Origin of the sequence: Streptomyces sp. NBC_01551, from assembly GCF_026339935.1 — a bacterium.
GTDB lineage: Bacteria > Actinomycetota > Actinomycetes > Streptomycetales > Streptomycetaceae > Streptomyces.
This window is the reverse complement of the sequence record NZ_JAPEPX010000001.1, coordinates 6,546,582-6,573,091: the sequence shown is the minus strand read 5'-3', so window position 1 is coordinate 6,573,091 and position 26,510 is coordinate 6,546,582. Positions and strand designations below refer to the sequence as shown.

Annotated in this window: 22 protein-coding genes; 9 read left to right on the top strand and 13 right to left on the bottom strand. The window is 74.0% G+C overall.

Annotated features, from left to right (window positions below; translation table 11 throughout):
- The first annotated feature begins 14 nt into the window (after positions 1–14).
- Both OG982_RS29570 and OG982_RS29565 read left to right on the top strand, forming a co-directional pair.
- Positions 15–635 (top strand): TetR/AcrR family transcriptional regulator, encoded by a 621-nt coding sequence (locus tag OG982_RS29570; RefSeq protein ID WP_266781555.1) that lies wholly within the window; start codon positions 15–17, stop codon positions 633–635.
- A gap of 38 nt (positions 636–673) precedes the next feature.
- Positions 674–2,062, top strand: a complete 1,389-nt coding sequence (locus OG982_RS29565) for an MFS transporter (RefSeq protein ID WP_266791629.1) — start codon at positions 674–676, stop codon at positions 2,060–2,062.
- Here OG982_RS29565 and OG982_RS29560 read toward each other — a convergent pair.
- From OG982_RS29560 to OG982_RS29545, 4 genes are all read right to left on the bottom strand, one after another.
- The gene (locus OG982_RS29560) at positions 1,946–2,851 is read right to left on the bottom strand and encodes a LysR family transcriptional regulator (RefSeq protein WP_266781557.1); all 906 of its coding nucleotides are present in this window, start codon (positions 2,849–2,851) and stop codon (positions 1,946–1,948) included. The genes OG982_RS29565 and OG982_RS29560 overlap by 117 nt on opposite strands.
- A gap of 198 nt (positions 2,852–3,049) precedes the next feature.
- Positions 3,050–6,277 (bottom strand): TIM-barrel domain-containing protein, encoded by a 3,228-nt coding sequence (locus OG982_RS29555; RefSeq protein WP_266781559.1) that lies wholly within the window; start codon positions 6,275–6,277, stop codon positions 3,050–3,052.
- Between the two features lie 162 nt (positions 6,278–6,439).
- Positions 6,440–7,408, bottom strand: a complete 969-nt coding sequence (locus OG982_RS29550; protein WP_266781561.1) for a hypothetical protein — start codon at positions 7,406–7,408, stop codon at positions 6,440–6,442.
- Between the two features lie 20 nt (positions 7,409–7,428).
- The gene (locus tag OG982_RS29545; RefSeq protein ID WP_266781563.1) at positions 7,429–8,925 is read right to left on the bottom strand and encodes an APC family permease; all 1,497 of its coding nucleotides are present in this window, start codon (positions 8,923–8,925) and stop codon (positions 7,429–7,431) included.
- Positions 8,926–9,672: 747 nt separating this feature from the next.
- Here OG982_RS29545 and OG982_RS29540 point away from each other — a divergent pair.
- The 4 genes from OG982_RS29540 (at position 9,673) to OG982_RS29525 (ending at position 12,239) form a co-directional block, all read left to right on the top strand.
- Positions 9,673–10,257 (top strand): RNA polymerase sigma factor, encoded by a 585-nt coding sequence (locus OG982_RS29540; RefSeq protein ID WP_266781565.1) that lies wholly within the window; start codon positions 9,673–9,675, stop codon positions 10,255–10,257.
- Complete coding sequence (locus OG982_RS29535) at positions 10,254–11,243, top strand: hypothetical protein (protein WP_266781567.1); 990 nt, start codon at positions 10,254–10,256, stop codon at positions 11,241–11,243. The genes OG982_RS29540 and OG982_RS29535 overlap by 4 nt, the downstream gene beginning before the upstream one ends.
- Positions 11,244–11,339: 96 nt before the next feature.
- Positions 11,340–11,489 carry a hypothetical protein gene (locus tag OG982_RS29530; protein WP_266781569.1) on the top strand — a complete coding sequence of 50 codons (150 nt, stop codon included), beginning with the start codon at positions 11,340–11,342 and terminating at the stop codon, positions 11,487–11,489.
- A gap of 9 nt (positions 11,490–11,498) precedes the next feature.
- Entirely contained in the window at positions 11,499–12,239 is a 741-nt protein-coding gene (locus OG982_RS29525; protein WP_266781571.1) for a class I SAM-dependent methyltransferase, read from the top strand.
- 6 nt (positions 12,240–12,245) lie between these two features.
- Here OG982_RS29525 and OG982_RS29520 read toward each other — a convergent pair whose 3' ends face one another.
- The 3 genes from OG982_RS29520 to OG982_RS29510 all read right to left on the bottom strand — a co-directional run bounded on the left by OG982_RS29520 (position 12,246) and on the right by OG982_RS29510 (position 14,489).
- Positions 12,246–12,485, bottom strand: coding sequence for a hypothetical protein (locus tag OG982_RS29520; RefSeq protein WP_266781573.1), 240 nt, complete (start codon positions 12,483–12,485; stop codon positions 12,246–12,248).
- A gap of 142 nt (positions 12,486–12,627) precedes the next feature.
- Positions 12,628–13,296 (bottom strand): response regulator transcription factor, encoded by a 669-nt coding sequence (locus OG982_RS29515; RefSeq protein ID WP_266781575.1) that lies wholly within the window; start codon positions 13,294–13,296, stop codon positions 12,628–12,630.
- Positions 13,293–14,489 (bottom strand): sensor histidine kinase, encoded by a 1,197-nt coding sequence (locus OG982_RS29510; RefSeq protein WP_266781577.1) that lies wholly within the window; start codon positions 14,487–14,489, stop codon positions 13,293–13,295. Before OG982_RS29510 ends, OG982_RS29515 begins: the two co-directional genes overlap by 4 nt.
- Positions 14,490–14,758: 269 nt before the next feature.
- Between OG982_RS29510 and OG982_RS29505 the strand changes: the two genes are divergently transcribed.
- Positions 14,759–16,957 (top strand): MMPL family transporter, encoded by a 2,199-nt coding sequence (locus OG982_RS29505; protein WP_266949822.1) that lies wholly within the window; start codon positions 14,759–14,761, stop codon positions 16,955–16,957.
- A 96-nt stretch (positions 16,958–17,053) separates the two neighbouring features.
- On the opposite strand, the gene OG982_RS29500 is transcribed toward OG982_RS29505, so the two are convergent.
- The 6 genes from OG982_RS29500 to OG982_RS29475 all read right to left on the bottom strand — a co-directional run bounded on the left by OG982_RS29500 (position 17,054) and on the right by OG982_RS29475 (position 24,247).
- Positions 17,054–18,847 carry an ABC transporter permease/substrate binding protein gene (locus tag OG982_RS29500; RefSeq protein WP_266781581.1) on the bottom strand — a complete coding sequence of 598 codons (1,794 nt, stop codon included), beginning with the start codon at positions 18,845–18,847 and terminating at the stop codon, positions 17,054–17,056.
- On the bottom strand, positions 18,847–19,908 hold the full coding sequence (locus OG982_RS29495; RefSeq protein WP_266791630.1) for a glycine betaine/L-proline ABC transporter ATP-binding protein: 1,062 nt from the start codon (positions 19,906–19,908) through the stop codon (positions 18,847–18,849). Before OG982_RS29495 ends, OG982_RS29500 begins: the two co-directional genes overlap by 1 nt.
- 177 nt (positions 19,909–20,085) lie before the next feature.
- Positions 20,086–21,057, bottom strand: a complete 972-nt coding sequence (locus OG982_RS29490; RefSeq protein ID WP_266781583.1) for a SigB/SigF/SigG family RNA polymerase sigma factor — start codon at positions 21,055–21,057, stop codon at positions 20,086–20,088.
- A gap of 100 nt (positions 21,058–21,157) precedes the next feature.
- Entirely contained in the window at positions 21,158–21,703 is a 546-nt protein-coding gene (locus OG982_RS29485) for a hypothetical protein (protein WP_266781585.1), read from the bottom strand.
- Between the two features lie 72 nt (positions 21,704–21,775).
- Positions 21,776–22,552 (bottom strand): GntR family transcriptional regulator, encoded by a 777-nt coding sequence (locus tag OG982_RS29480; protein ID WP_266781587.1) that lies wholly within the window; start codon positions 22,550–22,552, stop codon positions 21,776–21,778.
- 138 nt (positions 22,553–22,690) lie between these two features.
- Positions 22,691–24,247 (bottom strand): IucA/IucC family siderophore biosynthesis protein, encoded by a 1,557-nt coding sequence (locus tag OG982_RS29475; RefSeq protein ID WP_266781589.1) that lies wholly within the window; start codon positions 24,245–24,247, stop codon positions 22,691–22,693.
- Between the two features lie 58 nt (positions 24,248–24,305).
- On the opposite strand from OG982_RS29475, the gene OG982_RS29470 reads away from it, so the two are divergent.
- A complete protein-coding gene (locus OG982_RS29470) occupies positions 24,306–25,850 on the top strand; it encodes an IucA/IucC family protein (protein ID WP_266791632.1) in 1,545 nt (514 codons plus the stop codon).
- Positions 25,847–26,503 (top strand): class I SAM-dependent methyltransferase, encoded by a 657-nt coding sequence (locus OG982_RS29465; RefSeq protein ID WP_266781591.1) that lies wholly within the window; start codon positions 25,847–25,849, stop codon positions 26,501–26,503. Before OG982_RS29470 ends, OG982_RS29465 begins: the two co-directional genes overlap by 4 nt.
- Positions 26,504–26,510: the final 7 nt, after the last annotated feature.

Sequence of the window (26,510 nt, the reverse complement as noted above, 5' to 3'; positions counted from 1 at the left end):
GGTAGACAGTGTCCATGGAACAGGAGAACTCCCTTCGCGAGCGGCTGATCGACGTCGGCGTGGACCTCGTCATGACGGAAGGCACCGGCTCCCTCGGGCTGCGCGAGATCGCCCGCCGGGCCGGGGTCTCGCACGGCGCGCCCCGCCGGTACTTCCCCACCCACCACGCCCTGCTGTCGGCCATCGCCCGGCGCGGCTTCGCGGACCTCGCCGCCCGGTTCACCTCCTCCGCCGCCGGGGCGGCCACCCCGCGCGAGCGGATCGAGGCCCTGGGACGGGCGTACGTCGGCTACGCGCTGGAGCACCGCGGGATGTTCGAGCTGATGTTCCGCCACGACCTGCTCGACAGCGAACGGCAAGGCGGCGCCCCCGCCCCGGACCAACCGCGGCTGCGCGAGTCCACGCTCCCGCTGTTCGAGCTGTTCGCCGGCCTCGTCGCCCGCTGCCGGACGGAGGACGGCCAGGCGCCGCCCGCGGCCGTGACCGCCGCCGCGCTGTGGGCTAACCTGCACGGCGTGGCCCAGTTGTGGGGCTGGGGAAGTCTGCCCCTGGTCCAGGGCCGCCACGAGCCCGCCCAGCTCGACCTGCTCGTCACCGCCGCCCTCGACGCGCACCTCGGCCCGGCCCCCCGGTGAGGCCCCGGCTCGCGCTCCTCGCCTCCGTCGCCGGAGCCATGATCGTCGCCCTGGACGGGACCGTGCTGGTCGTGGCGCAGCCCAGCCTGCGGCGCGACCTCGGGGCCAGCGTGGCGCAGGTCCAGTGGACCAGCACCGCCTACCTGCTCACGGTCGCCGCCTTCCTGGTCATCGCCGGGCGGCTCGGCGACCGGTACGGGCATCCCCGGCTGCTGCTCATCGGCGTACTCGGCTTCGCCGCGGCCTCGGCGGGGATCGCTCTCGCGCCCGGCGTCGGCTGGGTGATCGCCCTGCGGGCCGCGCAGGGCGTCTTCGGCGCGCTGCTGCAACCGGCGACGCTGGCCCTGCTGCGGCTCGCGTATCCGCCCGACCGGCTCGGCAGGCCCGTCGCGATCCGTACCAGCGCGATCGGCGTGGCCGCGGCGGCCGGGCCGCTGCTCGGGGGGCTGCTGGTGGCGCGGCTGGGGTGGCGCGCCGTGTTCGTGGTCAACGTGCCCGTCGCCCTCGTGATCGCCGCGCTGACCCTGGCCCTACGGATACCCGCGCCGCCGCGCACCGAGGCCGGGCGCCCGGAACTCGGCGGTGCGGCCCTGCTCGCCGCCGCCCTCGCGGTGCTCGTGCACGCGCTGGCCGGCGTACCGGCGTACGGCTGGACCGCGCCGCGGACCCTTCTCGGGCTCGGGGGCGCGGCGTTGCTCGCGGCACTGCTCGTACGGCGGGAGCGGCGCGCCGCGCATCCCCTGGTACCGCCCGCCGTGGCGCGGTCGGCGGCGGTGACGGCGTCGATGGCGCTGCTGCTGGCCGTGTCGGCCGGGATGTTCGGGGCGCTGTTCGCGGCCACGTTCCTGCTCCAGGACGTCCGGGGGCTCGATGCGCTCGGCACCGGGCTGCGGGTGCTGCCGCTGACCGCCGTGATGGTCGCGGGGGCGCCCGTGGCGGGGGTGGCGCTGCGCCGGTTCGGCGCGCGGCGGACCGCGCTGGTGGGGACGGGGCTGGTGGCGTGCGGGATCGCGGCCCTGGCCGCCCCGGCGCTGACGGAGGCCGGGTTCGCGGTGCTCGGCGCCGGGTTCGCCGCGGTGATGGTGACCGCCACCGGGACCGTGGTGGGCGATGCCCCGGCCGGGTACGCGGGGGTGGTCAGCGGGCTCAAGCAGACGGCGATGAACGTGGGGCCGACCCTCGGGATCGCGCTGGCGGCGGGCGCGGGGGCCGGCGCCGGGACGGGGGCGGGAGCCGGGGCCGCGGGTGCGGCGGGCCCGGCGCTGTTGACGCTGGCCGCGCTGGCCGCCGTAGGACTGCTGCCGGCGTCCCTACTGCCCGGCGGCGCGCGCGGTGCAGCTGCGGGCGACCTCGTCGGCGAAGACGCGGGCCAGCGGGGTGAGGGCGCTCCAGCGGCGCACGGCCCAGCCGACCGCGAGCGGCGGTAGGCCGGGGATCGGGACCAGCCGCAGCGGACCGTCCGAGCCGGGGACCCGCCAGCCGGGCAGCGCGGGGACGACGGCGTGGCCCAGGCCCAGTTCGGCGAGGAGCAGGGCGGTGTCCCAGTCGGCCACGCTGGTGTCGGAGCTGATCAGGATGCCGAGGTCGGCGAAGGCGGCGTCGAGATGGGCGCGGGAGGCGGAGTTCTCGGGGAGCCGGATGTGCCGGATGCCGCAGAGGTCGGCGGGTTCGATGCGGGCGCGGGCGGCCAGCGGGTCGTCGGCGCCGACGGCGAGCACCCAGGGCAGGTCCAGCACGGGGCGCTGCTCGATGCCGCGCACGGGGCGGCCGATGGTGATCCAGGCGAGGTCGAGGTCGTCGGCGGCGAGCGCGTCGAAGCAGCTGCGGCTGGAGTTCTCGGTCTGGAACTCCAGGCTGACCCGGGGGTGGCGGCGGCGGAAGGTGACGACGGCCTCGGACATGAAGTGCCGCACGGTCGTGGCCCCGGTGGTGACGCGGACCGAGCCGCCGTCGCCGCGGACGAGGTCGCCCAGGCGGCGCACGGCCCCGTCGAGGCCGGCGATCCCGTCGGCGGCGGCCGCCTGGAGGATGCGGCCGGCCTCGGTGGGGACGACGCCGCGGGCGTGGCGTTCCAGCAGTCCGGCGCCGGTCTCCTTCTCCAGGCGGCGGATGTGCTGGCTGACGGCCGACTGGGTGCGGCCGAGGTCGCGGGCCACGGCGCTGAGGCTGCCGGCGCGGCAGACGGCGACGAAGACGCGGAGGTCGTCGAGGGTCATGCGGTCACGCTATCCGCCCTCACCTCCAAGCTCTGCCTTGGGTCTTGATAGGAAATCAGTGGATTGACTTGGGTGTGCGGCTCATCGAAGATCGACTCAGGGCCCAGGGCGGCAACCCGGCCCCGCCTTCGCCGCGGTCCGGACGTCAGGCGGAGGCGGTGCCGGGTGCCGACCCGCCCCGAGGTCAGCCGTTCGCGCTCACGGGGTGAAGGTCCAGCGCTGGGCCGCACTGCCGTCGCAGGCGGTCCTGGTGACCTTGGTGCCGTTGGCGGTGCCCGCGCCGACCGGGGCGAGGCACTGGCCGGCCGTACGGAGACTGCCGTCCGGGCCGGGCTGCCAGGTCTGGCCGGTGGCGCCGCCGCAGGTCTGGACGGTGACCTTCGAGGCGTTCGCGGCGTCGAGGCAGACTCCCCCGAGCCCGGTGACACGGCCGTCGGCCTGGAGGCTCCAGCGCTGGTTGGGGCCGCCGTGGCAGGAGTAGAGCGTCGGTTCGGTGCCGGGTGTGGTCGCGCTGTACGGGAGGTCCAGGCAGCGCCCGGAGGCGGCCTGGACAAGGGTGGCGCCGGCGGGCAACGGGGCTGCGCGCCCCGTGAGGGTGAGCTCGGCGGCGCTGGTCCAGGGGCCGCGGCCGCCGGCCTCGGTCAGGGCCTTGAACCGCAGGTAGCGACCGGTCTTGGCGGACAGGGAGATGCGCTTGGCGGCCGCGGTGTCGGCGAGGGTGCCGCTCGCCACGGGGGACCCCCAGTCGGTGGTGGTGTCGGAGACGTAGACCTCGTAGCCGCCGACGCGGCCGTTGACGCCGCCGTCCTGGCGGGGCAGGTAGCCGAGGCCGTCGACCGTGTAGCGGGCGCCGAGGTCGATCCGGATCTCGTGCGGGAGCGGGGCGGGGGTGCCCCCGGACCAGGCGGTGTGCCAGATGGTGGCGGTGTTGCCGTCGAAGGCGTTGCCGGCGGCGCCGTTCTCGCCGGCGCTCTCCTGGCTGTCGGCGGAGACGAGGGTCCAGGCCGACTGCGGGATGGCGGCGGAGCCGGCGGGGACCGGCTCGGCCGCGGGGACGGCGGTCCCGGTGGCGGAGACGGTGAAGGCGCCCGACTTCGTACCGGTCTTGACCCACAGGACGCCCGCTCGGTCGGCCGGGTCGAAGAACCAGCCGGACGCGGCCGCGTCGTAGGCGCTCTTGGAGGTGAGCCGGGTGAGCGCGGCGCCGTCCGCGGTGACCGAGCCGGGCGCGGAGGCCACGTGGAGGGAGAACTCGTAGCCCCGGGAGGCCGGTTTGCCGGCGTAGCTGCCGGTCGGGGCGCCGACGGAGACGGTGACCGTGCCGGAACCGGTGGCGGGGGCGCTGACGTTCACCTGCTGGCGGGCGAACGCGCCGGACTGGTGGGCGCGGGTGAGGCCGTCGTCCTCGTAGAGGCTGAAGGAGGTGGCGCCGCGCGGGTGGATGTCGTAGGTGAGGGTGGAGACGGGCTTCTCGCCGGAGTGGTTCATCTGGGGCCACATCGGCACGATGGCGCCGCCCTTGACGAACAGGGGCAGGGTGTCGAGGGGGGCCTGGTAGTTGTTCAGCCAGCCCGGACCGGCGTACGTCCGGCCCGTCCAGTAGTCCGTCCAGGTGCCGGCGGGGAGGTAGATGCCGTCGCGGACGGCGGTGTCGGAGACCACGGGCGCGACGAGGAAGGAGTCGCCGGCCATGAACTGGCCGCTGGTGAGGTTGCCGCGGGCCACCGGGTCGTCGGGGTATTCGAGGACCATCGCCCGGGTGCTGGGGACGCCGCTCTCGTGGGCGACGCGGCTCATCGTGTAGAGGTACGGCATCAGGCGCATCTTGAGCTGGAGGTACTTGCGGTTGACGGACAGGTACGGCTCGGCGAAGCGCCAGGGCTGTTTGTCCTGGTAGCCGGCCTGCGGGTTGGTGGCGCCCCAGCCGGACATGGTCATGAAGGCGGGGGTGAAGGCCTTCCACTGCAGGTCGCGGGTGTACGTCTTGGGGCTGCCGCCGAAGATGCCGTCGATGTCGCCGGCGGCGTAGTTGAGGGCGGAGAGGCCGGCGCCGGTGATGGCGGGTACGTGCCAGCGCATGTCGTCCCAGGTGCCGTGGGTGTCGCCGGTCCAGACTACGGCGTTGCGCTGGGTGCCGGCCCAGCCGTCGACGGTCCAGACGTAGCGGCGGGCGTCGGAGTTCTTCTCGATGCCGTCCACGGCCTGCTGGACCCCGTTGAAGGCGTACTTGTACCCGCTGCCGATCCAGGCGACGTCGGTCTTCACGCCCCGGGTGCCGGCCACGGCGACCTCGTCGGCGATGGAGCCGAGGCCGGTGGAGGTCCACAGTCCGGTCTGGAAGCCCTTGGCCTTCAGGGCGTCGACGGTGGATTTGAGCGGCGCGGTGTAGCCGCAGCCGTAGCCGTCGTTGGGGAGGAACCAGCCCGAGGGCATGTCGGCGGCGCGGGCGTCGACGGCGTAGCCGGCCACGTCGGGGGTGCTCTGGTGGCGCGGGCGGTCGTGGTCGCCCTGGTAGTCGGGGTTGGAGGCGTTGAAGCAGTCGGCGTTGCCGAGTTCGAAGCCCCACATCGGGGCCAGGAAGGGTTTTCCGCTGACGTCGGTGTAGGCGTCGAGGACGGATTTGAGGGAGTCGCCGGTGAAGTACCAGCCGTCGAAGCGGCTTTCGTCGTGGGTGAGGGTGGTGGGGGCGTTGAATCCGTACGAGCCGGGTGCCCAGGTGTTGCGCATGACGCCGTAGCCGTTGGTGGACATGTAGAAGGGGGCCGGGCTGGCGTTGTCGTTCTCGCGCCACTTGTTGTCGACGGCGACGGGGACGGTCTTGCCGCGCAGGGCCCACTCCCCCAGGCGCAGGCCGGTGCCGTAGAACTGCTCGTCGGCGCCGCGCTCCAGGTACTGGGTGGTCTGGGTGCCGGTCCAGCTGGTGGGCCGGCTCTCCTGCCAGACCGGGGTGGTGTTGTCGGCCCGGTAGACGGAGAAGCGGAGCGGTGATTTGTTGACGCGTATGTTCAGGGCACCGGTGGTGATGCGGTAGTACGTCCCAGCGTCGGTGAAGGCCGTGTCCACGGAGCCGAAGTCGGTGGTGGGGGCGAGGTCGCGGCCGGCCGGGTCGTTGGTGAAGGTGCCGTCGGGCGAGAGCCAGAGCCGGAAGATGTCGGAGCGGGCGACGACCACGCGGGCCTTGGCACCGCTGGACGCGGTGACGGTGAAGGTGTTCCCGGACTGGGTGAATCCGGTGACGTCACCGGCGGTGGCCGCCGCCGCCCGGGGTGCGGCGGCGGCCCCTGAGGCGGCCGGGCCGGCGGCGGCGAGCCCGGCCACGGTGAGGGCGGCGGCGAGCAGCGCGGCCACGGGGGTGCGCCGCCGTCGGCGTGGGGGGTGGTGGTCGGCCGGGTTGCCGGTGCCGGTGCTGACGCGGGTGAGTCTCATGGGGCAGCTCCTCGTGCGGTCCGGGTTGCGGACACACCGATGTGGCATGCGCCTGGCAACATAGCGGGCCGCCGAGATCCTTTGAAGAAAGCTGCTCGAAGTAGTCCGGAATCACGCAGCTTTGAGCATGCGTCAGAGAGCGGGCCGCTCAACGACGCCCGCTCAACGACCCCCGGGGGTGCGGGCCGCCGCGGCGGCGGACCGCTCGCGCCAGCGGACGTACTGCTCCTGCGCGTCGCCCGTGTACGACCACGGCACGCGCGTGGCACGGCCGTCGAGCAGAGCGAAGGCGTGGGCCGCCTCGTCGAGCATGTTCGCGTGGACGAGGCCGTGGGCGAGGTAGTTGAGGTCTGCCACGTCCTGGGCCGCCGGGACGGTGCGGGCCGCGAGCCACCGTTCCATCGTCGTGCGCAGGTCCCAGCGGGCGGCGTCCCCGCTCCAGTGGTGGAGGAGGTCGAGGCTGTTCCTGCCCTCCGTCTCCACCCGGTGGCGGTACTGCTCGGCCCGGGCCGCCTGCGGGAGGACCGCGAGGGCGGAGCCGGGCGGGGCGGCGGCCGCGGAGTCCCGCGCGAAGTTGTACGCCTGGCCGTGCGAGCCGTGCCAGCGGGCGCTCATGTAGCGCAGCCCCTGGTGGTGGCCCTCCCGGTGGTACGGGTCGCGGGCGCGGAGCTCCTGCCACCAGCGGCCCATGGAGGCGTGCCCGCCCTCGTACAGCCGGGCCAGGGTGATCAGCGACAGCCAGGGGTGGGGGTCCTCCGGCGCGCCCTCGGCGGCGCGCAGGCAGGTCCGGGCCGTGCGGTCCAGGCTGTCCCGGGCCGGCATCGTGCCGTCGCGGGCGACGGCGAACATCCGCATCACCTCGGTGTCGGCGCGCAGGACGACGGCGTCGAGGCTGTGGGGCTCGGAGGCCTGCCAGGCCTCCACGACCCGTTTGTCGGCGGCGGCGTTGGCGAGCAGCCGGATCCGGTGGGTGCGCCGGTCCCAGTCGCGGGCGGGGCCGGCGGCCAGGAGATCGCGGGGGCCCTGCCAACGGCCGGCGGCGATGTCCTGGCACGCCTCGGAGAGGGCGCGGTCGGTGAATGCCGGGTCGTACTGTGGTGCCGCCGCGGAGCGGCGTCGCTTCCAGGCCATGGGACGGGACCTTCCTCTGGTCAGAAGTCGGTGAGCAGTTCGTCCGGTCGGCCGGAGGCGGCGCGGGCGGGCCCGTGGCCCGGGACGCCGTAGGAATCGTCGACGTCCTGGGCCCGCTGGGGGTCGAGGGGGCTCGGCCGGAAGTAGGACCGGCCGCGGAACCAGGACCTCAGCATGGGCACGATGCCCAGGGCGAGGGTACCCAGGCCGATGGTCAGCGCGGCGGCGCTCAGTTCGGTCACCGACCGGGCCAGGATCCACAGCATGAACAGTCCTCCGCACAGCGGCCACACTCCGATGAGGAGCAGGTTGCCCGCGGAGGTGAACAGCGTCTTGCGGTGGACCACGACGGCGGAGAACGCGGTGAGGCTGTAGTAGAACGCGATCTGGAGGCCGATGCCGCTGAGGGCGTCGGCGAGGAGGCGCGCGCCGGAGCCGAGGTTGACGGCGGCGGTGAGGACCAGGGCGACGGCCGCGACGACGGCGGTGGCGGTCCAGGGCGCCTGACGGCGAGGGTGGAGCCGGCCGAACGCCGGGGGCAGGGTACGGTCGCGGCCCATGGCGAAGAGGGTCCGGGTGGCCTGGATGAGCGAGGTCTCCAGGGTGGCGACGGTGGAGAGCAGCACGGCGAGCACCAGCAGGCGGCCGCCCCAGCCGGGCCAGATCGCGTCGCCGAGGACGGTGAGGAAGTCACCGGGGCTGCGGCGTACGGCCTCGGTGCCGATGAGGATGTTGACGGCGATGGTGAACACGGTGAACAGGGCGAAGACCGTCAGTACGCCGATCACGCCGCCGAAGCCGGAGCCGCGGCGGCCGCCCCGGGTCTCCTCGCCGAGGTTGCTCGTCACGTCCCAGCCCCAGTAGGCGAAGACGGCGATCAGGGCGCCGGTGACGAAGCCGCCCTCACCGCCGGACTGGCCGAAGTGGCCGAAGCCGAACCAGGAGAGGGAGAAGTCGGCCGCGTTGCCGTCCTTGGACATGGCGGCGACGGCGAAGACGACGAGCAGCACCAGCTGGGTGCCGGTGATGAGGGTCTGGGCGTGAGCGCTGATCCGGGCCCCGAACATGACCACGCAGGCCACGAGCAGGAACCAGACCGCTCCCACGGCCGTGGCCAGGGCGGTGGAGCCGCCCGCGTCGAGGCCGAGGAGGGCGAGGGTCGCGCTGCCCGCGGGCAGGGCGCTGGACGCCATGAAGACGGTGGTGGAGACGACGACCGCCCAGCCGCCGAGGAAGCCGAGGAAGGGGTGCAGCGACCTGCCCACCCAGGCGTAGGCGGCGCCGGCGTTGGGGTCGAGGCGGCCGAGGTGGCGGAAGGCGAGGGCGATGCCCACCATGGGGATCGCGCAGTACAGGAGCACGGCGGGGCCGGCGACGCCGACGGCGGCTATGAGCACCGGGAGGGTGACGGCGATGGTGTAGGCGGGGCCACATCCCGCGATGGCCATCACGACGGAGTCGAACGTACCGAGGGCGTCGGCCCGTAGGCCTCCCCCGGCACCAAGGTGCTTGCTCAACGGTGACGCCTTTCCTGGGGACGCCGGCGCTCCCACGTCGCGGCCGGCCGCCCGCGGAAAGGGCGACGGTGCGGCGGACGGTTGTGATCCCGGCCGGCGCGCGGCACGGACGCTGCGCTGCTCGGCCGTGGCGCGGCTGGGTGGAGGTGGGGGATGGACCGGCAACTGGGCGGCATCGCGGTGGCGTTCCGGGCCCTTGCAGAGCCGACCCGGCGGCGGATCACGCGTCCGGGTGGAGAGGCAGGTGCCAGATCCTGCCGAAGCCGCGCGGGAAGCGCAAGAGCCCTGGTGAAGAACCTGGCCGTCAGAGCGGACATTGATATTCGATTCAATGCAACTTTCATCAATGTGCCGAGGATTCCCGGGCACACCACCGCGGCCGGTGTCGCCCCGCCCACGGGCCGCCGTGGGTCGGCGAGGCCGCTGACCTGCCGGATGTCACAACAGCGCTACTCCGGCGCTCTCTTGCCTGTCCGGTCGTGGAAGACGAGTACGTGATGGGAGGGACGGCCCGAGTGGATCCTGTCGTGACTGGAGCGGTGGTCACCGTTCTGATCAGTTCGCTGAGCGGAGCCGTGAAGATCGCTCAGCGGTGGATGAGCAAGGAAGTCGAACTCGCGCGCATCGCGGACGAGGGGCGCACCGAGAGGCTGCGCTGGAGCGCCGGACGTGCGGTCCTGCGGGAGACGGCGGAAGGCCGGCACGTGTGGTCCGCTCCGGAAGCGCACCCGGGCGGGGGTGGGTGCGATGGAGGATGCGTCCGGCACTGAACTCAGCCTGGCGGAGCCACCCGGAGCCGCCCCCCTCGCCCTCCCCGGCAGGCAATTGGCCGAGGCCCTGCACCACGCCCAGTACCCGGCGCTCGTCCGGTTCCTGCTCCTCAACGGCGCGTCATGGCCCGAGGCACAGGACGCCGCACAGGACGCCTTCACCCAGATGTGCGCGCCGGGCCTGTGCATCGCCTACCCGCGCGCCTGGCTGCGCACCGTGGCGTGGCGCTCCTGGGTCCGCCAGCAGGTCCGCCCCGAAGAGGCGTGTGCGGATCTGCCCGAACCCCGTACGACCCTCCGCTGGCAGACGCCCGCGCAGGCCGCGGAGATCGGCGAACAGCAACGGCAGGTGATCGCCCTGCTGCTGAGGCTGCCGGCCAAGCAGCGGGCCGCCCTGGCATGGAACCTCGATGGGTTCACGACGGAGGAGAGCGCCCGCGCCATGGGCACCACACAAGCTGCCGTACGCCAGAACCTGGCCCGGGCCAGGGCCGCTCTGAAAGCGGGGCTGAGCCTGGAAGCCGAAGGCACGGTGGACGGCCGGAAGGGAGCGAGTACGTGAACGGCCACTTCCCGCCCGGCGCACACGAGAACGGGGCAGCCCTCCTGAACGTCCTGCTGGCGTCTGCGCACCAGCAGCTCGGCATCGCCGTGCACGACCGGGTCATGGCCGGCGGCGGCCCGCCGGAGTTGTGCGACTCCGACCTGGCGCTCGACAGGATGCTCGCCGCCGCACATCGAGCGGTCGGCGTCGCGGTCGGCGGGCGCCTGGACGAGCCGGCCCGGACCGAGGGGGAGAACCGGCAGTACGCCGGCGGGACGGAGTCCGCGGCGGATCATCCGCTGGCGGGCCGACTGGCGTCCGTGCGGCTGAAGTACCGGGGAGAGGCCTTGCGGATCGCCCGGAGCTACTGGCCGCGGGACCTGGTGCAGTGCATGCGCACCGCCCTTCAGGTGTTGGCGGAACTCGGCGCCCTTCTGGAGGACAGGACGACCGACGCGCTCGGGCACGGCGCCGCCACGCGGCTGACCCGGCTGCTGGCAGAGGTCGTCCTGCTGCCCGAGCCCCGTCAGCGGCCGGCGGTGCCCCTCGGATCGGACTACCTCGCCGCGGTCGAGGTGGTGCTGGAATGCCATGCCGAGCAGTTGCTGCACGTCGCCCACAACGCCCGGCACCTGCTCGACGACGAGCTGCTACCCCTGCTCACCCCGTCCGACGACGCGGTGGCGGCCGACCGGTCCCTCGGCGCGGACATCGTCGCCCAGGATCTGGCCGATGACCTGGAGCAGGCGTACGGCAGGGCCCAGGCCCTGGCGCGGGCCGTGGCGAGGGTCGAGAGGATCAGCAGCGACTTCGTCGGCGAGGACCTGCGCCACGCCAACCTCAACGGCGTCCCTCTCGAAGGGGTCCGCTGGGATGCCGCGACGGTCTGGCCCGCGGAATGGGAGGAGCGCATTCGGCGTGCCTCGACGCCCACGCACGACGGACCGGGTGTGCTCGTCGTCGCGTCCGACCCCCACACGACCGCGGTGCCGGCCGATGCGTGACGCGAGGGCTCCCGGAAGTTCCCCGGACCTGTTGCGGGAAAGGGTGGCGGGCTGAGAGCCTGCCGGGACGTACCGGCCGGAGCATCTGGGGGGACCATGGACCGACAGCGGGTGGCAGCCGCCGCCATCGCCACCGTCGCGCTCGCCGCCGTCGTGGGGCTGGGCTCCGCCTCCGGGCCGCGGGCAGCCGCCGGTGGGGACAAGAAGGTCGAGGTCATCAAGGTCGTGACCCCGGCGGGCGACTGACGGGCCGCCATGGACGTCACGCCTGACGACCGGGCCCGCTCGTTCAGTTCAGCGGCCGCCCGCTACGGCGAGCACCGGCCCGCATACCCGCCGGCGCTGTTCGATGCGCTGGCGGAGCTCGCGGGGCTGGAGGTGCGCGGCGCCCGGGTCGCGGACGTCGGGGCGGGCACCGGGATCGCGACCGCGCCGCTGGCCGCCCGCGGGGCCCGGGTGGTCGCCGTGGAGCCGGGTGAGGGGATGGCCGCCGAGTTCCGGCGCCGCAACCCGCGCGTCCCCCTCGTACGCGGGGACGGCAACCGGCTGCCGCTCGCGACGGGTTCGCTCGACCTGCTCACGTACGCCCAGTCGTGGCACTGGACGGACCCCGGCCGCTCGGTGCCCGAGGCCCTGCGGGTGCTGCGGCCCGGTGGCGCGCTGGCCGTCTGGTCGAACGACCCGGACCTGCGCGTCGGGTGGATCGCCGACCAGCACGCGCGGATCGAGGAGCGTTTCGGTCCCGGCTGGTACATCAACGAGCGGCCGCGCTCGCGGGGCGGCCTGGAGTTCGGGAACCGGCTGCTGCCGTGGTCGCGCCGGGTCACCGTGGAGCGTCACCTGGCCAAGCTGTCCACGCACTCCCTGTTCCTGATCGGCGAACCCGGCACGGACGCCTTCCTCGCCGCCGAGCGGCGCCGGCTGGCCGGCCTGTTCCCCGACGGGTGGATCGAGGAGCGGTACGTGGTCGACCTGGCGGTGGCGCGCCGGGCGTGAGCCGGGCTAGCGCGGCGGGGTGACCGCGAGGAGCGGTGGGGCCGGGGAGGTGTGGCGGTGGCCGCAGGGGTCGAAGACCAGGAGGACGGGCCGGCCCGGTCGCTGGCGCCAGGAGATACGTTCCGGCAGGTGGGCGCAGACCGGGCAGCGGGGCAGCGGGCCCGGCTCCGGCGGATGCTCCGGGGCGTGCTCGGGCGCGTACTCCGGGGCGGCCGTCAGCCTCGGCGTGGGGTGCGGATCGCGCATCGGTGCTCCCTGGTCCGGCGGTGGTGCTGCTGAGACTGTGCCATGGACGGCCCCCGCCGCGCACGGGCGAATCGTCCAGTGTTCCGGCTGGTCAGAGGTAGGGTCACCAGGGGGATTCCGGTCCTCTGCGGGCACTTGGTGATCAACCGCTCCCGCGGCCGGCGGCCACCAGGCCCGATTCGTACGCGGCGATGACCGCCTGGGCGCGGTCGCGGACGCCCAGTTTGGCGAAGATGCCGGTGATGTGGTTCTTGACCGTGGAGACGCTGATGTCCAGGTTCCCGGCGATCTCGGCGTTGTCGAACCCGGTCGCCAGCAGCTGCCAGATCTCCAGCTCGCGCGGCGTGAGGCCGGCCGGAGCCTCGGCCGGCGGGCGCGGCCGGGCGGCGGAGGCCCGTACGTAGGTGGAGATCAGCCGGGTGAGCAGCCGGGGTGCGACGGCCGCCTCGCCGGTGTGGACGGTGTGGACCGCGGCGATGAGTTCCTCCGGGGAGATGTCCTTGGGGAGGAAGCCGTACGCGCCGGCGCGCAGAGCGGCGACCACGTACTCGTCCATGTCGAAGGTGCTGAGGGCGAGCACCCGGGACGCGGGCAGCGTCCGCGCCAGTTCCTCGGTGGCCTTGACCCCGTCGAGGACCGGCATCCGGATGTCCATGACGACCACGTCGGGCCGCAGCTCGTGGGCCAGGGCGACGGCCCGGGCGCCGTCCTCGGCCTCGCCCACCACCTCGAACGCCGGGTCGGGCGCCAGGATCAGGGCCAGGCCCCGCCGTACCAGCGGCTGGTCGTCGGCTATGAGTACACGGATCATCCGCGGCGGTCCTCTCGCTCTCCCCCCGGGTCCCCGCCCGCCGGGAGCCGGGCCGACACCCTGAACCCGCCGCCGTCGCACGCGCCGGCCTCCAGAGTGCCGCCTTGCAGGGCGACGCGTTCCCGCATTCCGATCAGACCGTACCCGCTGCCGGCGGCCGGCCGCGAAGGCGCCGGGCGGGCGCCCGCTCCGTCGTCCCGTACCTCCACGTCGACGCCGTCCGGACGGTACGTCAGCCACACCCGGGCCCGCGCGCCGCCGGCGTGCTTGCGGGCGTTGGTCAGCGCCTCCTGGACGATCCGGAACACCGTCAGACCGACGGTCGGCGGCAGCGGGCGGGCCGTGCCCCGGACGGTGAACTCGGTGGGCGTGCCGGCCAGCCGGGACTCGGTGATGATCCGGCCGAGGTCCCCGGTGCCGGGCTGCGGCGCCGGCGGGACCTGCTCCGGCTCCTCCCCGGCCCGCAGGACGTCCAGGAGTTGGCGCATCTCGCGCAGCGCCATCCGCCCGGAGTCCTCCAGGGTGACCAGGGCCTCGCGGGCCGCTCCCGGGTCGTGCGCCAGGTTGGCCCGGGCGCCGCCGGCCATCAACTGCATGGTGGTGATGTGGTGGGCCACGATGTCGTGCAGCTCGCGGGCGATCCGGCGGCGTTCCTCCGCCACCGCCCGGTCGGCCAGCAGGGTCCGCTTCGCCTCGGCCTCCTGCTGCCAGCGCTGGACCACCAGTCCGGTGCCGACGACGAGGACGACCGCGACCGTGTTGCCGAGCAGGCCGGTGAGAACGGCCGGTTCGCCGTAGCCTCGGCCGATCACCGTCACCGTCACGGTCGCGAGGGCGGCGGCCGCCGTGACCGACCGGCCGCGCAGGCGGGTCACGGTGTACAGCGCGACCATGTACCCGGCGGAGAAGTGCGGGCCCTGGGGCGTGGTCAGGTTCAGCGCCGCGCCGAGGGCGAGGACGGCGCAGAGCACGGTCACCGGCCAGACCCTGCGGGCCAGCAGGCAGGGCGCGACCAGGACCACGAGGACGAGGGCCGTCACGGTGAGGGGCCGACCGTCGTCCGCGGCGCCGAGCGAATAGCCGATCAGGTCGGTCACGGCGGCCCCGATGGCCACGAGTGCGTCGTTGCGGGTCCAGTCGAAGGCCGGCCGGCGCTCCTTCACCCCGGCCCGGCTCCCGCTGTGTATCGGCATGTCCGCCGGTCCCCCTCCGTCACCGGCCCGCCGGATCCGTACCCGGGGCGCCGCGGTGCGCGTACGAGAACCATTCTCGCAGCGGCGACGGAGCGGGCGCGGGGCCCGCAGGTGGAGCCCTGACCAGGACCGCGGTCCTGGTCAGGGGGGTGCGCCGGACCCCGGTCCCGGGTGCGGGTTCCTCCTCCGCCACGACGTTTCGGGGCGCGGCCGCTGATGAGCTGGACAACGTCCGGGAACCCCCGGTCGATCGAGTTACGGAGGACCCCGTGATCCGCGCCCTGACCGGCTTCGCCACCCGAAGTCCCTGGAAGGTCATCGCCCTGTGGGCGGTACTGGGCATCGCCATGACCATCCTCGGCCAGGCCTTCGTCTTCCGCGCCACCCAGCCCAGTGCGGGCGAGTTCCTGCCCGCCACCTACGATTCGGCTGCCGCGCTGAAGGTCGCCGAGGAGCATTTCGGCGTCAAGCCCGACGCCAACCCGCTCACCGTGCTGGTGGCCCGGGCGGACGGGGCGAAGCTGTCCGACGCCGACGAGCGGCGGATCGACGCCGAGGCCGCGAAGCTCGCCCGGCGCGAGGTGGCGATGCCGAAGACGCAGGAGACGCCGCCCTTCACCGAGGACCATTCGCAGGTCCCCCGGGTCAGCCCGGCGATGACGGCGCCGGACCGGACCTTCCGGCTGCTGTCGGTCGAACTGACCGGCAATCCCATGGATCCCGGGATGCAGGACCTGTACCGGGCCTTCCGGGACCACGCCCGGGCCGAGTTCGCCGAGGCCGGGCTGCGGACCGGGTTCACGGCCGGGCTCGCGGACAGCGTGGACACCGCCGATGCCGAGAAGACCCGTTCGAAGATCGTCGGCATCGCCATGCTCGCGGTGATCGTGCTGCTGCACGTCCTGGTCTTCCGCAGCCTCCTCGCGGCGCTGCTGCCGCTGCTCGTGGTGTCGGTGATCGGCGGCGCGGCCGCCGGAGTGGTCGTCGGCGCCTCCCTGCTCACCGGCGTGCGACTCGACGCCTCCACCCCGCAGTTGATCAGCGTGGTGCTGATCGGGATCGGCATCGACTACTTCCTCTTCCTGCTGTTCCGCTTCCGTGAGCAGCTGCGCGCCCGGCCCGATCAGACCGGGCGCGCCGCGGCGGCCGAGGTCGCCGGCCGGGTGGGTACGGCGGTCACCTCCGCGGCACTGACGATCGTCGCCGCGTTCTCCACCCTCGGGGTCGCGAGCTTCGGCCAGTTCCGGGTGCTCGGCCCGGCGATCGCCGTGTCCGTACTGGTGATGCTGCTGGGCAGTCTCACGCTGATGCCGGCGCTGCTGGCCGTCACCGGGCGGAAGATGTTCTGGCCCTCCCGCGCCCTGCGCCGCGAGCCCCCGGAGGGGCTGGCCGGGCGGATGGGCCGCCGGGTGGCGAAGCGTCCGGTGACGATGGTGCTCGCCTCGCTGGCGCTGCTCGGCGCGCTGGCGGCGGGCCTGTCCGGGATGCACACGGACTACGGCCAGGGCGGCTCGGGCGACACGGGTACGGCGGCGGCGCGCACGGCGGCCGAGATCTCACGCGCCCTGCCGGCCGGGGTGTCCGACCCCACCACGGTGTTCGTCACCGCCTCCGACGGCGGCAGCCTCGACTCCAAGGGGCTGGGCGGTCTGTCCGAGGCGCTGGCGGCGGTCGGCGGTGTCGGCCAGGTCGCCCCGGCCGTGCCCAGCGAGGACGGCCGGGCGGCGCGGATCGACCTGTTCCTGACCGCCGATCCGCAGGGGCAGCAGGCCCGCGACCTGGTGTCCGGACCGGTCCGGGACGCGGTGTCCGCGCACCGGCCCGAGGGGACCGAGGCGCACGTGGGAGGCACGGCCGCGCTCTTCGCCGACATCTCCTCCGCCGTCTCCGGCGACCTGCTGGTGGTCTTCCCGGTGGCCGCGGGGCTGATCTCGCTGATCCTGCTCCTGCTGCTGCGCAGCCTGCTCGCGCCGCTGGTCCTGATGGTCTCCGTCGGTCTGGGCTTCGCGGCGACCCTCGGCGCGTCGGCGCTGGTCTCGCAGAACCTGCTGGACCGGCCGGGGGTGAACTTCATGCTGCCGCTGGTGCTGTTCCTGTTCGTGGTCGCGCTGGGCACCGACTACAACATCCTGATCAGCGACCGGATACGGGAGGAGATGGAGAAGCCCGGTCCGGCCCGGGCGGCCGTGGCCCGGGCGGTACGGCACACCGCTCCGGCGATCGCGACGGCGGGCCTGGTGCTGGCCGCCTCGTTCGGGAGCCTGGCCGTCAACCCGGCCCCGGGCACCCAGGAGATCGGCTTCGCCACGGCGCTGGGGATCACGCTGTCCGCGTTCGTCCTGTCGATCGTGCTGGTGCCGGCGCTGGCGGCGCTGCTGGGCCGGTCGATCTGGTGGCCGGTGCGGCCCCGCCGTGCGGACCGCACGGCTCACCGCGCCGAGGAGGAGCGGCCCGTGCCGGTGGGCTGAGCGGCCGCCGGGCGCCGGGAACGCGAAGGCGCCGGCGCGCGCAGGACCGTACAGGCCCTGCCGCGCGCCGGCGCCGGTGCGTTCGCCCGCACCCGCTCACGCCATCTCGGCGACCTCGGGATGCTCGGCGAGCCAGGCGCGGACCGCCTGCTGCTCCTTGCCCTTGCCGGTCTCCTGGATCTTCGCCTCCAGGCCGGTCAGCTGGGCCTCGGTCAGCTTGAACGAGCGCAGCCACCGGGCCACTTCGGGCTCGTCGTCGGCGAAGCCCTTGCGGGCGAGGGTGTGGATGCCGTCGCCCTTGCCCCAGACGCCCTGGGGGTCTTCGAGCTTGCGCAGGTCGTACGAGGCGTACGCCCAGTGCGGGGACCACAGCACGACCGCGACCGGCTCCTGCTTGTCGTAGGCCCGCTTGAGTTCGGCGAGCATGCCGGGGGTCGAACCGTCGACGACCTTGTACTCGCCGTCGAGCCCGTAGGCGGGCAGCACCTTGTCCTTCAGGAGGCCCATCGCGCCGGCGCTGGGCTCGATGCCGATGATCCGCCCCTTGAACTGCGCGCCCTTGCCCTTGAGGTCGGCGAGGGACTTCACGTCCTTCATGTACGAGGGGACGGACAGCTCCAGGGAGGTGGGGCCGTACCAGGAGCCGAGGTCGTCCAGCTTGTTCCCGTACTTCTCCCAGTACTGGGCCTGGGTGACCGGCAGCCAGGCGTCGGTCTGGAAGTCGACCTGGCCGCCCGCGAGGCCGGTGAAGAGCGCGCCGAGCTCCAGCTGGCGGGCCTCGACCTCGAAGCCGCGGCGCTCCAGGAGCTCCTTCCACAGGAAGGTGGAGGCGATGCCCTCGTCCCAGGGGATGTAGCCGAGGCTGATCTCGCGGCCCTTGCCGACGTTGTCGAGCCCGCCGGCCTTGGTCTCGGCGGGGCCGGGGCCGAAGGTGTTCAGGCCGCCCGCGACGAGGGCGAGGACGAGGGCTCCGGCGATGGCGTAGGCCGGCTGGGGGCGGTGGTTCCACAGCTTGGCGGCGCCGCTCGCGCCGGCCCGCGCCTTGGCGAGGGCGCGGCGGCCGAGCGGGGAGACCTGGCGGCCGAGCGCGCCGGTCATCCGGTCCAGGTACATGGCGAGGATGACGATGGAGATGCCCGCCTCGAAGCCGAGGCCGATGTCCACGTTGCCGATGGCCTTGTAGACGGCGCCGCCGAGACCGCCGCCGCCGACCATGCCGGCGATGACGACCATGGACAGGCCGAGCATGATGACCTGGTTGACGCCCGCCATGATCGTGGGCAGGGCCAGCGGGAGCTGGACGCGGACCAGGGTGTCGCGCGGGGTCGTACCGAAGGCGTCGGCGGCCTCGACGAGTTCCGCGTCGACCTGGCGGATGCCGAGCTCGGTCATCCGTACGCCCGGCGGCAGCGAGAAGATGATGGTCGCGATGATGCCGGGCACCACGCCCACCCCGAAGAAGATGATGCCGGGGATCAGGTAGACCATGGCCGGCATGGTCTGCATGAAGTCCAGGACGGGCCGCAGTACGGCGCTGACCCGGTCGGAGCGGGACGCCCAGATGCCCAGCGGGACCGCGAACACCAGGGTGATCAGGGTCGCGACGAGCACCAGGGACAGCGTGGACATGGCCTCGCCCCACAGGCCGACGGAGTCCACGAGGGCGAACCCGGCGAAGGCGAGGAGGGCGGCCAGGAGTCCGCGCAGCCACCAGGCGGCGACGGCGAGGATGCCGGCGAGCAGCAGCGGGGCGGGGGCGGACAGCACGGCGTCGATGCCGTCGTAGAGGCCGGTCACGACCGCGCTGACGGCGTCGAACAGCCAGGACAGGTGGCGCTGGAGGAAGTCGACTCCGCTGTCGACCCAGGAGCCGAGGTTCAGGCGGGGCATCAGGCGGCCACCTCCGCGCAGTACATCGGGGGCCGTTGTTCGTCACCGATGAAGGCGATGAGGCGGTCCTGCGGCACGGAGCCGATGACGGAGCCGTCGGCTCCGGTGACGGCCACGGCGTGCGGGACGCGGGCGCTGACCGCGCACAGGTCGGCGAGCGGGGTGTCGGCGCTCACGGTGGGGCAGTCGCAGGCGTCCGCGGCCGGTTCCGGCTCCTCCATGACGGCGTCGGCCGTCAGGACCCGGGAGCGGTCGACGTCCTGGATGAAGGAGGCGACGTAGTCGTCGGCGGGGCGGATGAGGATGTCCTCGGCGGTGCCCTGCTGGACGATGCGGCCGTCGCGCATGACGGCGATGCCGTCGCCGAGGCGCATGGCCTCGTTGAGGTCGTGGGTGATGAAGACGATGGTCTTCTTCAGGCGCCGCTGGAGTTCGAGCAGCTGGTCCTGCATGTCGCGGCGGATCAGCGGGTCGAGGGCGCTGAAGGACTCGTCCATCAGGAGGAGGTCGGCGTCGGTGGCCAGCGCGCGGGCGAGGCCGACGCGCTGCTGCATGCCGCCGGAGAGCTCGTCGGGCCAGGACTTCTCCCAGCCGCCGAGCCCGCACAGCGCCAGCGCCTCGGCGGCGCGCCGTTCGCGCTCGGCCCGGGGGACACCCTGGACCTCCAGTCCGTAGGCGGCGTTGTCCAGGACGTCGCGGTGCGGGAACAGCGCGAAGTGCTGGAACACCATGCTGATCTTGGTGGAGCGGACGTGGCGCAGTTCACGCGGGCTGAGCGCGGTGAGGTCCTGGCCGTCGAAGAGGATGCGCCCCGAGGTGGGCTCCAGCAGTCCGTTGAGCATGCGCAGCAGGGTGGACTTGCCGGATCCGGACAGACCCATGACGACGAAGATCTGGCCGGGCTCGACGTTGAAGGAGGCGTCGATGACGGCGGCCGTGGTTCCCTCGGCGCGCAGCTCCTCGCGGCTCGCGCCGTTCTGGAGCGTGCGGACGGCGGCCGCCGTCTCGTCGGGGTGTCTGCCGAACACCTTGTACACGTGCTCGGCCTGGAGCGTGGACACATACACCTCGCGGGTCGTACCGGATACGGCGCGCGCCCGGCCTCGGTGGCCGGGCGGCCCGTGGAGCGGCGCGGGATCCGCCCGCCCCCGCGCCGGCCGTTTCGTGGCCAGGGCGAGGTCCGCTCCATGGGCCCGACTGCCCGGTCTTAACCTCCGCAAACGGTTAAGTGATCCACCTCACGCCGACGGGTCGACCGGGTCGGGGGCGGGCTCCGCCAGCAGCGAGGCGCGCAGGTGGGCCAGGATCCGGGCCAGCAGGCGGGACACCTGCATCTGGGAGATGCCGAGGGCGGCGCCGATCTGGGCCTGGGTCAGCTCCTCGCCGAACCGCATCCGCAGCATGCTGCGCTCGCGGTCGCTGAGCTGCTCCAGCAGCGGGGCCAGCGTCTGGACGTCCTCGACCAGCTCCAGTGCGGGCTCCTCCTCGCCCATGACGTCGGCGAGGGTGCGCCCCTCGGCGAGGCCGCGGGCGTCGCCGTACTCGGCGTGCGGGGCGTCGAGGGACCCGCTGGTGTGGCCGTTGGCGGCGACGAGACCCTCTATGACCTCCTCGTCCGCCAGGCCGAGGCGCTCGCCGAGGTCGGCGACCGTCGGTGAGCGGTCGAGCAGGACGGTCAGCTCTTCCTTCGCCTTCGCGATGTCGATGCGGAGCTCCTGGAGGCGGCGCGGGACGCGGACGGCCCAGGAGGTGTCGCGGAAGTGCCGTTTGATCTCGCCTGTGATGTACGGCATGGCGAGGGTGGAGAACTCGTTCTCCAAGGCCGGGTCGAACCGGTCGATCGCCTTGATCAGGCCGATCGTGCCGACCTGGACGATGTCCTCGATGTCGCCTCCGTCACCACGGGCCCGGAAGCGGCGCACCGCGTACTGGACGAGTGAGGCGTTCATCTCAATGAGGGTGTCGCGGACGTACTTGTGCTCCGCCGTGCCCTCGGTCAGCTCGCGGAGCCGCCGGAAGAAGACCCTCGACAGTTCCCTCGCGTCCGCGGGGGCCACCTCGCGGGGCTCGTCGATGCGGGGCAGGCCCGCGATCCGGGCGGCCTCGGTGTGCGGGCGGCGGGGGCGGGGCAGGCTCGCGGGAGCGGTATGGACGGGGTCGGCGGTATGGACGGGGTCGGCGGTACGGGAAGAAGAGGCAGGGGCCGGCATGGGGTTCGCTCCTTGGGCTTGTCGGCTTGCGGCGCGGGACCTTGACTGCCGTAGATGGTGGACCCTTTCGTCTTATACGTCAAAGAACGTGTGATTTACGCTACTTTCCGGCGAGGCCCTTGTTGGCGCCGCTCCGGAGGTCGGGGAAGCCCTGGGCGACGACGGCCGCCGGGTCCAGGCAGGCCTTGCGGGCGGCCGCGGCGGACGGCGCCTTCGCGCAGCCGAGGTCGCGGTAGGCGGCGGCCGCCTTGTCCAGTTTGCGGGCGGCGTTGCCGAGCGTGGCGAAGCCCGAGCGGCCGTCGATCTCGTCCAGGGCGAAGCGGGCGGCCTCCCGGGTGTAGTCGGCCGCCTCCCCGCACTCCTCGGTGAACACACGGGGCGAGGAGGTCGCGCACGGGGAGTTGGTGCCGCTGCCGAACCGGCCCTCGCCCGTGGAGATCCGCACCTCCAGGGCGGACTTCACGTTCTCCGCGATCCGCACCTTGTCGGGGACGGCGTCGGCGGCGAGCGCGGCTTGGCCGGCCGCGTCCGGTCTGCCGTCGCCGCCGCCGCCGTCCGCGCCGCCGCTGCAGCCCGTGACCAGGGCGCCCGCCAGGCAGAGCAGTGCGGCCGCGCGCACCGGGAACCGTCGCGTGGTCTTCGTCATCCTCTTCACCCTCGTCCGCTTCCGGAAAACCGTCGCGTCACCCTACCCAAGGGCCTCGCGGGGGCGGCCGCGTCAGGAGTCCTGCGTGACGCGGAACCCGGTGGCGGCGCGGTCGCGGTGGATGGTGAGCCGGTCCCAGGTGGGGAACGCCAGGTCGGTGACGGCGATCAGCCGCCCGGCGCCGTCGTGCAGGGTCCGCCGGACGGTGAGTCCACAGGTGGGGGCGGCCGCGTACGGGTCGCTGGTGCGGGTCATCGTGACGGTCTCGGCGACCCGGGCGCCCGCCGCGGCCCGCTCCAGCCAGCGGTGCAGCGGTGCGAGGCCCTCGTCGGCGAGGGCGGCCGTCGCCGTCCGGTCGCGCAATCCCGCCAGTTCGGGGGTCCGGGCGACCAACTGCGGGCAGAGGTAGGTGACCGCGTGCTGGAGGGTCTCCCCCGCCGGGCCGCGTTCGCGGCGGTGGTGGACCAGGGTGCGCTCCCCGCCCCGCATGTGGAGCAGGGCGGCGAGCGAGGGCGGCACCGTGACGAGGTTCAGCCGGCTCTGCGCCACGACCCCGGCGGCCGGGCCGACGACCGGGGAGGCGAGGGCCCGGGACGGGACCGGGAGGAGCGTCGCCGACGGGCGGGTGCCCCGGCGGCCGGTGACGACCAGGCCGTCCTCCCGGAGCTGTTGGAGGGCGGCCCGGATGGTCTGCCGGTTGACCTCGTAGCGTGCCGCCAGCGTGCGTTCGGAGGGCAGTCTGCCGCCGGGGGTGTGCGCGGCGCGGTCGAGATCGTGGCGCAGCGCTGCGGCGATCCGCTGGTACTTGGGCATGGCGGCCGGGCCGCCGTTCCGCGAAGGGGCGGGCATGGCTTCTCCTCTGACGGGCGGTCAAGGAATGCGCGGTCTGCCCGACCAACCTAACATTGGTCTATACCTTTCGGCAGCCGACGGCCGGGGATCCCGGCGCACGTTGGCCGGATCCCTCCCGGTCGGGACGGCTGCCCCCTACCCCCGCAGCGGGTTCGGGAGCGGCAGGTAGCGGGCGTCCGCGCCGTCCGCCCGGGTCCATCGCAGCAGCAGGTTCGTCTTGGCCGGAAGGGTGGGGCCGGCGAGCAGTTGCGCGATCTCGGGGAGCCCGCCGCGCTCGGCGTCGTAGCGCAGGAACTCCTCGCGGACGGCGGGCCACACCCGCGCCACCATGTCCGGATTCCGCTCGGCGAGGGCCGCGCCCACCTCCGCCAGGTTGTTGACGACCAGGCAGTACACCAGCCGCTGCCAGGCCGCCGCGCGCGACAGGTCCGCCGGGAGTTTCACCCCCTCCGCATCGCGGAAGAGGGCCTGCACCGGCATGCCCCCGGCGTCGACCGCGACCAGGGTGTTCTGGAGGTGCGCCTCCAAGACGATGCCGTGCCGGGCGAAGAGTTCCAGCACAGGGGGCACGACATGGCGCAGGTACGCCCGCCACCAGGCGGCCGGGTCGGCGGTGCGGTCCACGGGGCTGCCCGCGAACCCCTCCGCGAGCGCGGCGGCCAGCAGCGCCGTGGCCCCGGGCTCGACCCACGCGCGCAGCCCGTCGCGCACCAGGACGGCGAGTTCCTCGAAGGCGAAGTCCGCGGTGCGGTACCCCCGGTCGGCGAGCCACACCGCGTTCGAGCCCGCGCGGCGCAGCTCGGCGAAGCCCGCCTCGACGGCGGCGTCGGTGCGGCGGAGTTTCAGCAGGTCGTGCCGCCACAGCCGGCGCACGTCGTTGGTGATGCGGACGTCGAGGCTGAACTTGACGAACAGGTCGGCCGCCGGGTCGGGGACGTACAGGGTCCGGATCGAGGCGGTGGGCCAGGCCGGGAGCCGGGTCGGGCCGAGCCGCAGCAGCCGCCCGTCGGCGAAGGCCTCGCGCACCTCACGCCGGGCGCCGACCAGCTCCAGCTGCCAGGGGTGCGCGGGCAACAGCCGGTAACCGGCGGGCGCGCGCGGCCCGTCGAGGGCGGCGGCGAGGGAGTCGACGGCCTCGGCGGCGGCCGGGCCGCCCTCCTCGGCGAGCCGGTCCTCGCGCAGCCCGAGGAAGACCAGCGGGAACCGGGCGAAGGCCTCCGGGGCGTACGGGAGCCAGCTCGCGGCGGGCGCCCCGCCCCGCGCCTTGGGGGCGGGGTGGTGCGGGTGCCCCATCACGAGCGACTGCTCCGAGAGCAGGTACGGGTCCGCGGGCGGTTCCGCCTCCGCCCGGGCGGCCAGCAGCGCGGCGAGGGCGTCGCGGCTGTCGGCGATCTCCGACGGCAGCTCGTCGTTGGAGGCGCCCGTGTACAGCAGCAGTTCGTCGGAGACGACCTTGACCAGTTCGGCCGGGCCGAGCGGGCGCCAACCGCCCGCCGTGAGCAGTTCGGGGTGCGCGGGCCGGCGCCCGCCACTCACCCGGAGCATCCGGCCGCTGCCGCGCAGCCGGTGCGCACCGGGCTCACCGGACGGCTCGGCCGCCTCCCTGAGCAGGCAGTTGAGCAGCGGGGCGGCGGCGTACGCGTCGGCGGCGGCGTTGAGGTCCACTGGTTCCATTCGATCCGTTCGATCCATTCGGTGATCATCATCGATCATCGGGTAAGGCAATGATGAGAGTGAGAGGACCAGGACCCTGGACCGCAGCACGCACGTCCCCGCTTCCCCGGCCGAGGAAGCCGTCGCCGCCGCGCTGGCCGGCGTACGGCCCGGGCTCGGATCCGCGTACGACGCCGCCCTGCCCGGGGCGCGGGCGGCCGTACTGACCCGGCTGTGGCGGGCGCTGGCCTTCGAACCTCTGCCCTGGGTGGCCGGCCGCGAGCGCGGATCCGGCGCCCTGGCGCTGCGGCTGGCCGGGGGCGGCCGGCTGGAGGGCCCGCTCGCGGACCCGTACGCGACCGGGGCCCAGGTCGGTGAGGTGCGGCTCGACGGTCGGCCGTACCGGCAGGCCGCGCGGCTGCTGACGGCGCTGAGAGTGGCGCACGGCGACGGGTTCGCCGCCGAGCTGGACGACAGTACGGCCTCCCTCGCGCTGTCGCGGGCCGGGCAGCCGGGGGCGGGCGACACGCCCGCGCGCAGCACCCGGGAGTGGGAGCAGCGGGTCGTCGACGGGCACCCGTACCACCCCAACTGCCGTTCCCGGCCCGGATTCTCGGTGGCCGAGCAGCTCGCGTACGCGCCGGAGCACCGGCCGGTCGTGGAGCTCGGGCTGGTCGCCGTACGGCCCGAGGAGTGCCTGGTGACGGACGGCTGGCCGGCGCAGCTGCGGGCCGACGGGCGGATCCTGATCCCGGTGCACCCGTGGCAGGCGGCGCACGTGCTCAAGGGCGAGGGGCTCCAGCGGGCCACCGTGGCGGCGCATCCGCTGATGTCGCTGCGGACCCTGGCGCCGGTGGCGGGCGGCGCGCACGTGAAGACGGCGCTGAGCACCCGGCTGACCTCCTCCGTGCGGGACATCTCCGTGTATTCGGTCGAGACGGCGGCCGCGGTCTCCGCCTTCGCGGAGGCGCTGGCCGGGCGGCTCGACGGGCGGTTGCACATCACTCGTACCCTGGGCGCCGCCACCGCGCACAGCCCGGATCTGGCCGCCGTGCTGCGCGAGCCGCCTGAGCTGTACGCCGACGCGGGGGCGGGCGAGCGCGTCGTACCGGTGGCGGCGCTGGCCGGTACCGATCTCGCGCGATCGGCCGCGTGGCGGGCCGGGTTCGCCCGTCTCGCGCTCGCCGTGTGCCTGCGGGTGCTGGACCTCGGCGTGGCCCTGGAGGCACACGGCCAGAACCTGCTCGTGGTGCTCTCCGCCGACGGCGCCCCGCTCCGGCTGGTCTACCGCGACCTCGCGGACATCCGGATCAGCCCGGCCCGCCTCGCCCGGCACGGGCTGCCGGTGCCGCCGGTGTCCGGGCGGCTGGTCACGGACGACGTGACGGTGCTGCGCCGCAAGCTGTTCGGGTCGCTGGTGGCCGGGGCGCTCGGGGCGACGGCGGGCTCGGCGGCGGCGCTGGCCGAGGACCTCGGCGCAGCGGTCGCGGGTCTCGCGCCGACCGCCGACACCGAGGCGCTGCTGACCGGGGCGCTGCCGACGAAGGCGCTGACGCTGATGCGGCTGAGCCCCGGTGTTCCGGGCGATCAGTGGACGGAGCTGCCCAATCCGCTGGACGGCGGGCTACTGTCGAGGGGATGACCGAGACCTCGTACCTGCATGCCGTACGGGCGTCCTACGACGCCGTCGCCGTCGACTACGCCCGGCTCGCGAACGGCGACCTGGCCCGCAAGCCGCTGGAGCGGGCGATGCTGGCCGCTTTCGCCGAGGCCGTGCGCGGCGCCGCCGGCGGGGGCAGAGCCGTGGCGGACCTGGGCTGCGGTCCGGGCCTGCTGACGGCGCACCTGGACGCGCTCGGGGTAAGGGCCTTCGGCGTCGACCTCTCCCCGGCGATGGTGGCGGTGGCCCGCCGGAGCCATCCGGGGCTGCGCTTCGAGGTGGGCTCGATGGCCGCGCTGGACGTCGCGGACGGGGTGCTGGGCGGGCTCCTCGCCTGGTACTCCACCGTCCACACCCCGCCGGGGGAACTGCCGTCGCTGTTCGAGGAGTTCGCCCGGGTACTGGCGCCGGGCGGCCACGCCCTGGTCGCCTTCGAGGCGGGTGACGGGCGGATCCGCCTGGAACACGCGTACGGACACCGGGTCGACCTCGACGTGTACGTGACCCCACCCGCCCTGATCGCCGCCGAGCTCCACGAAGCGGGCCTGGCGGAGGTGGCCCGCCTGGTCCGCGAACCCGTCGGCGAGGAGAAATGCCCTCAGGCGTTCCTCCTGGCCCGCAAGCCGGTCGGCTAGCCCGGAC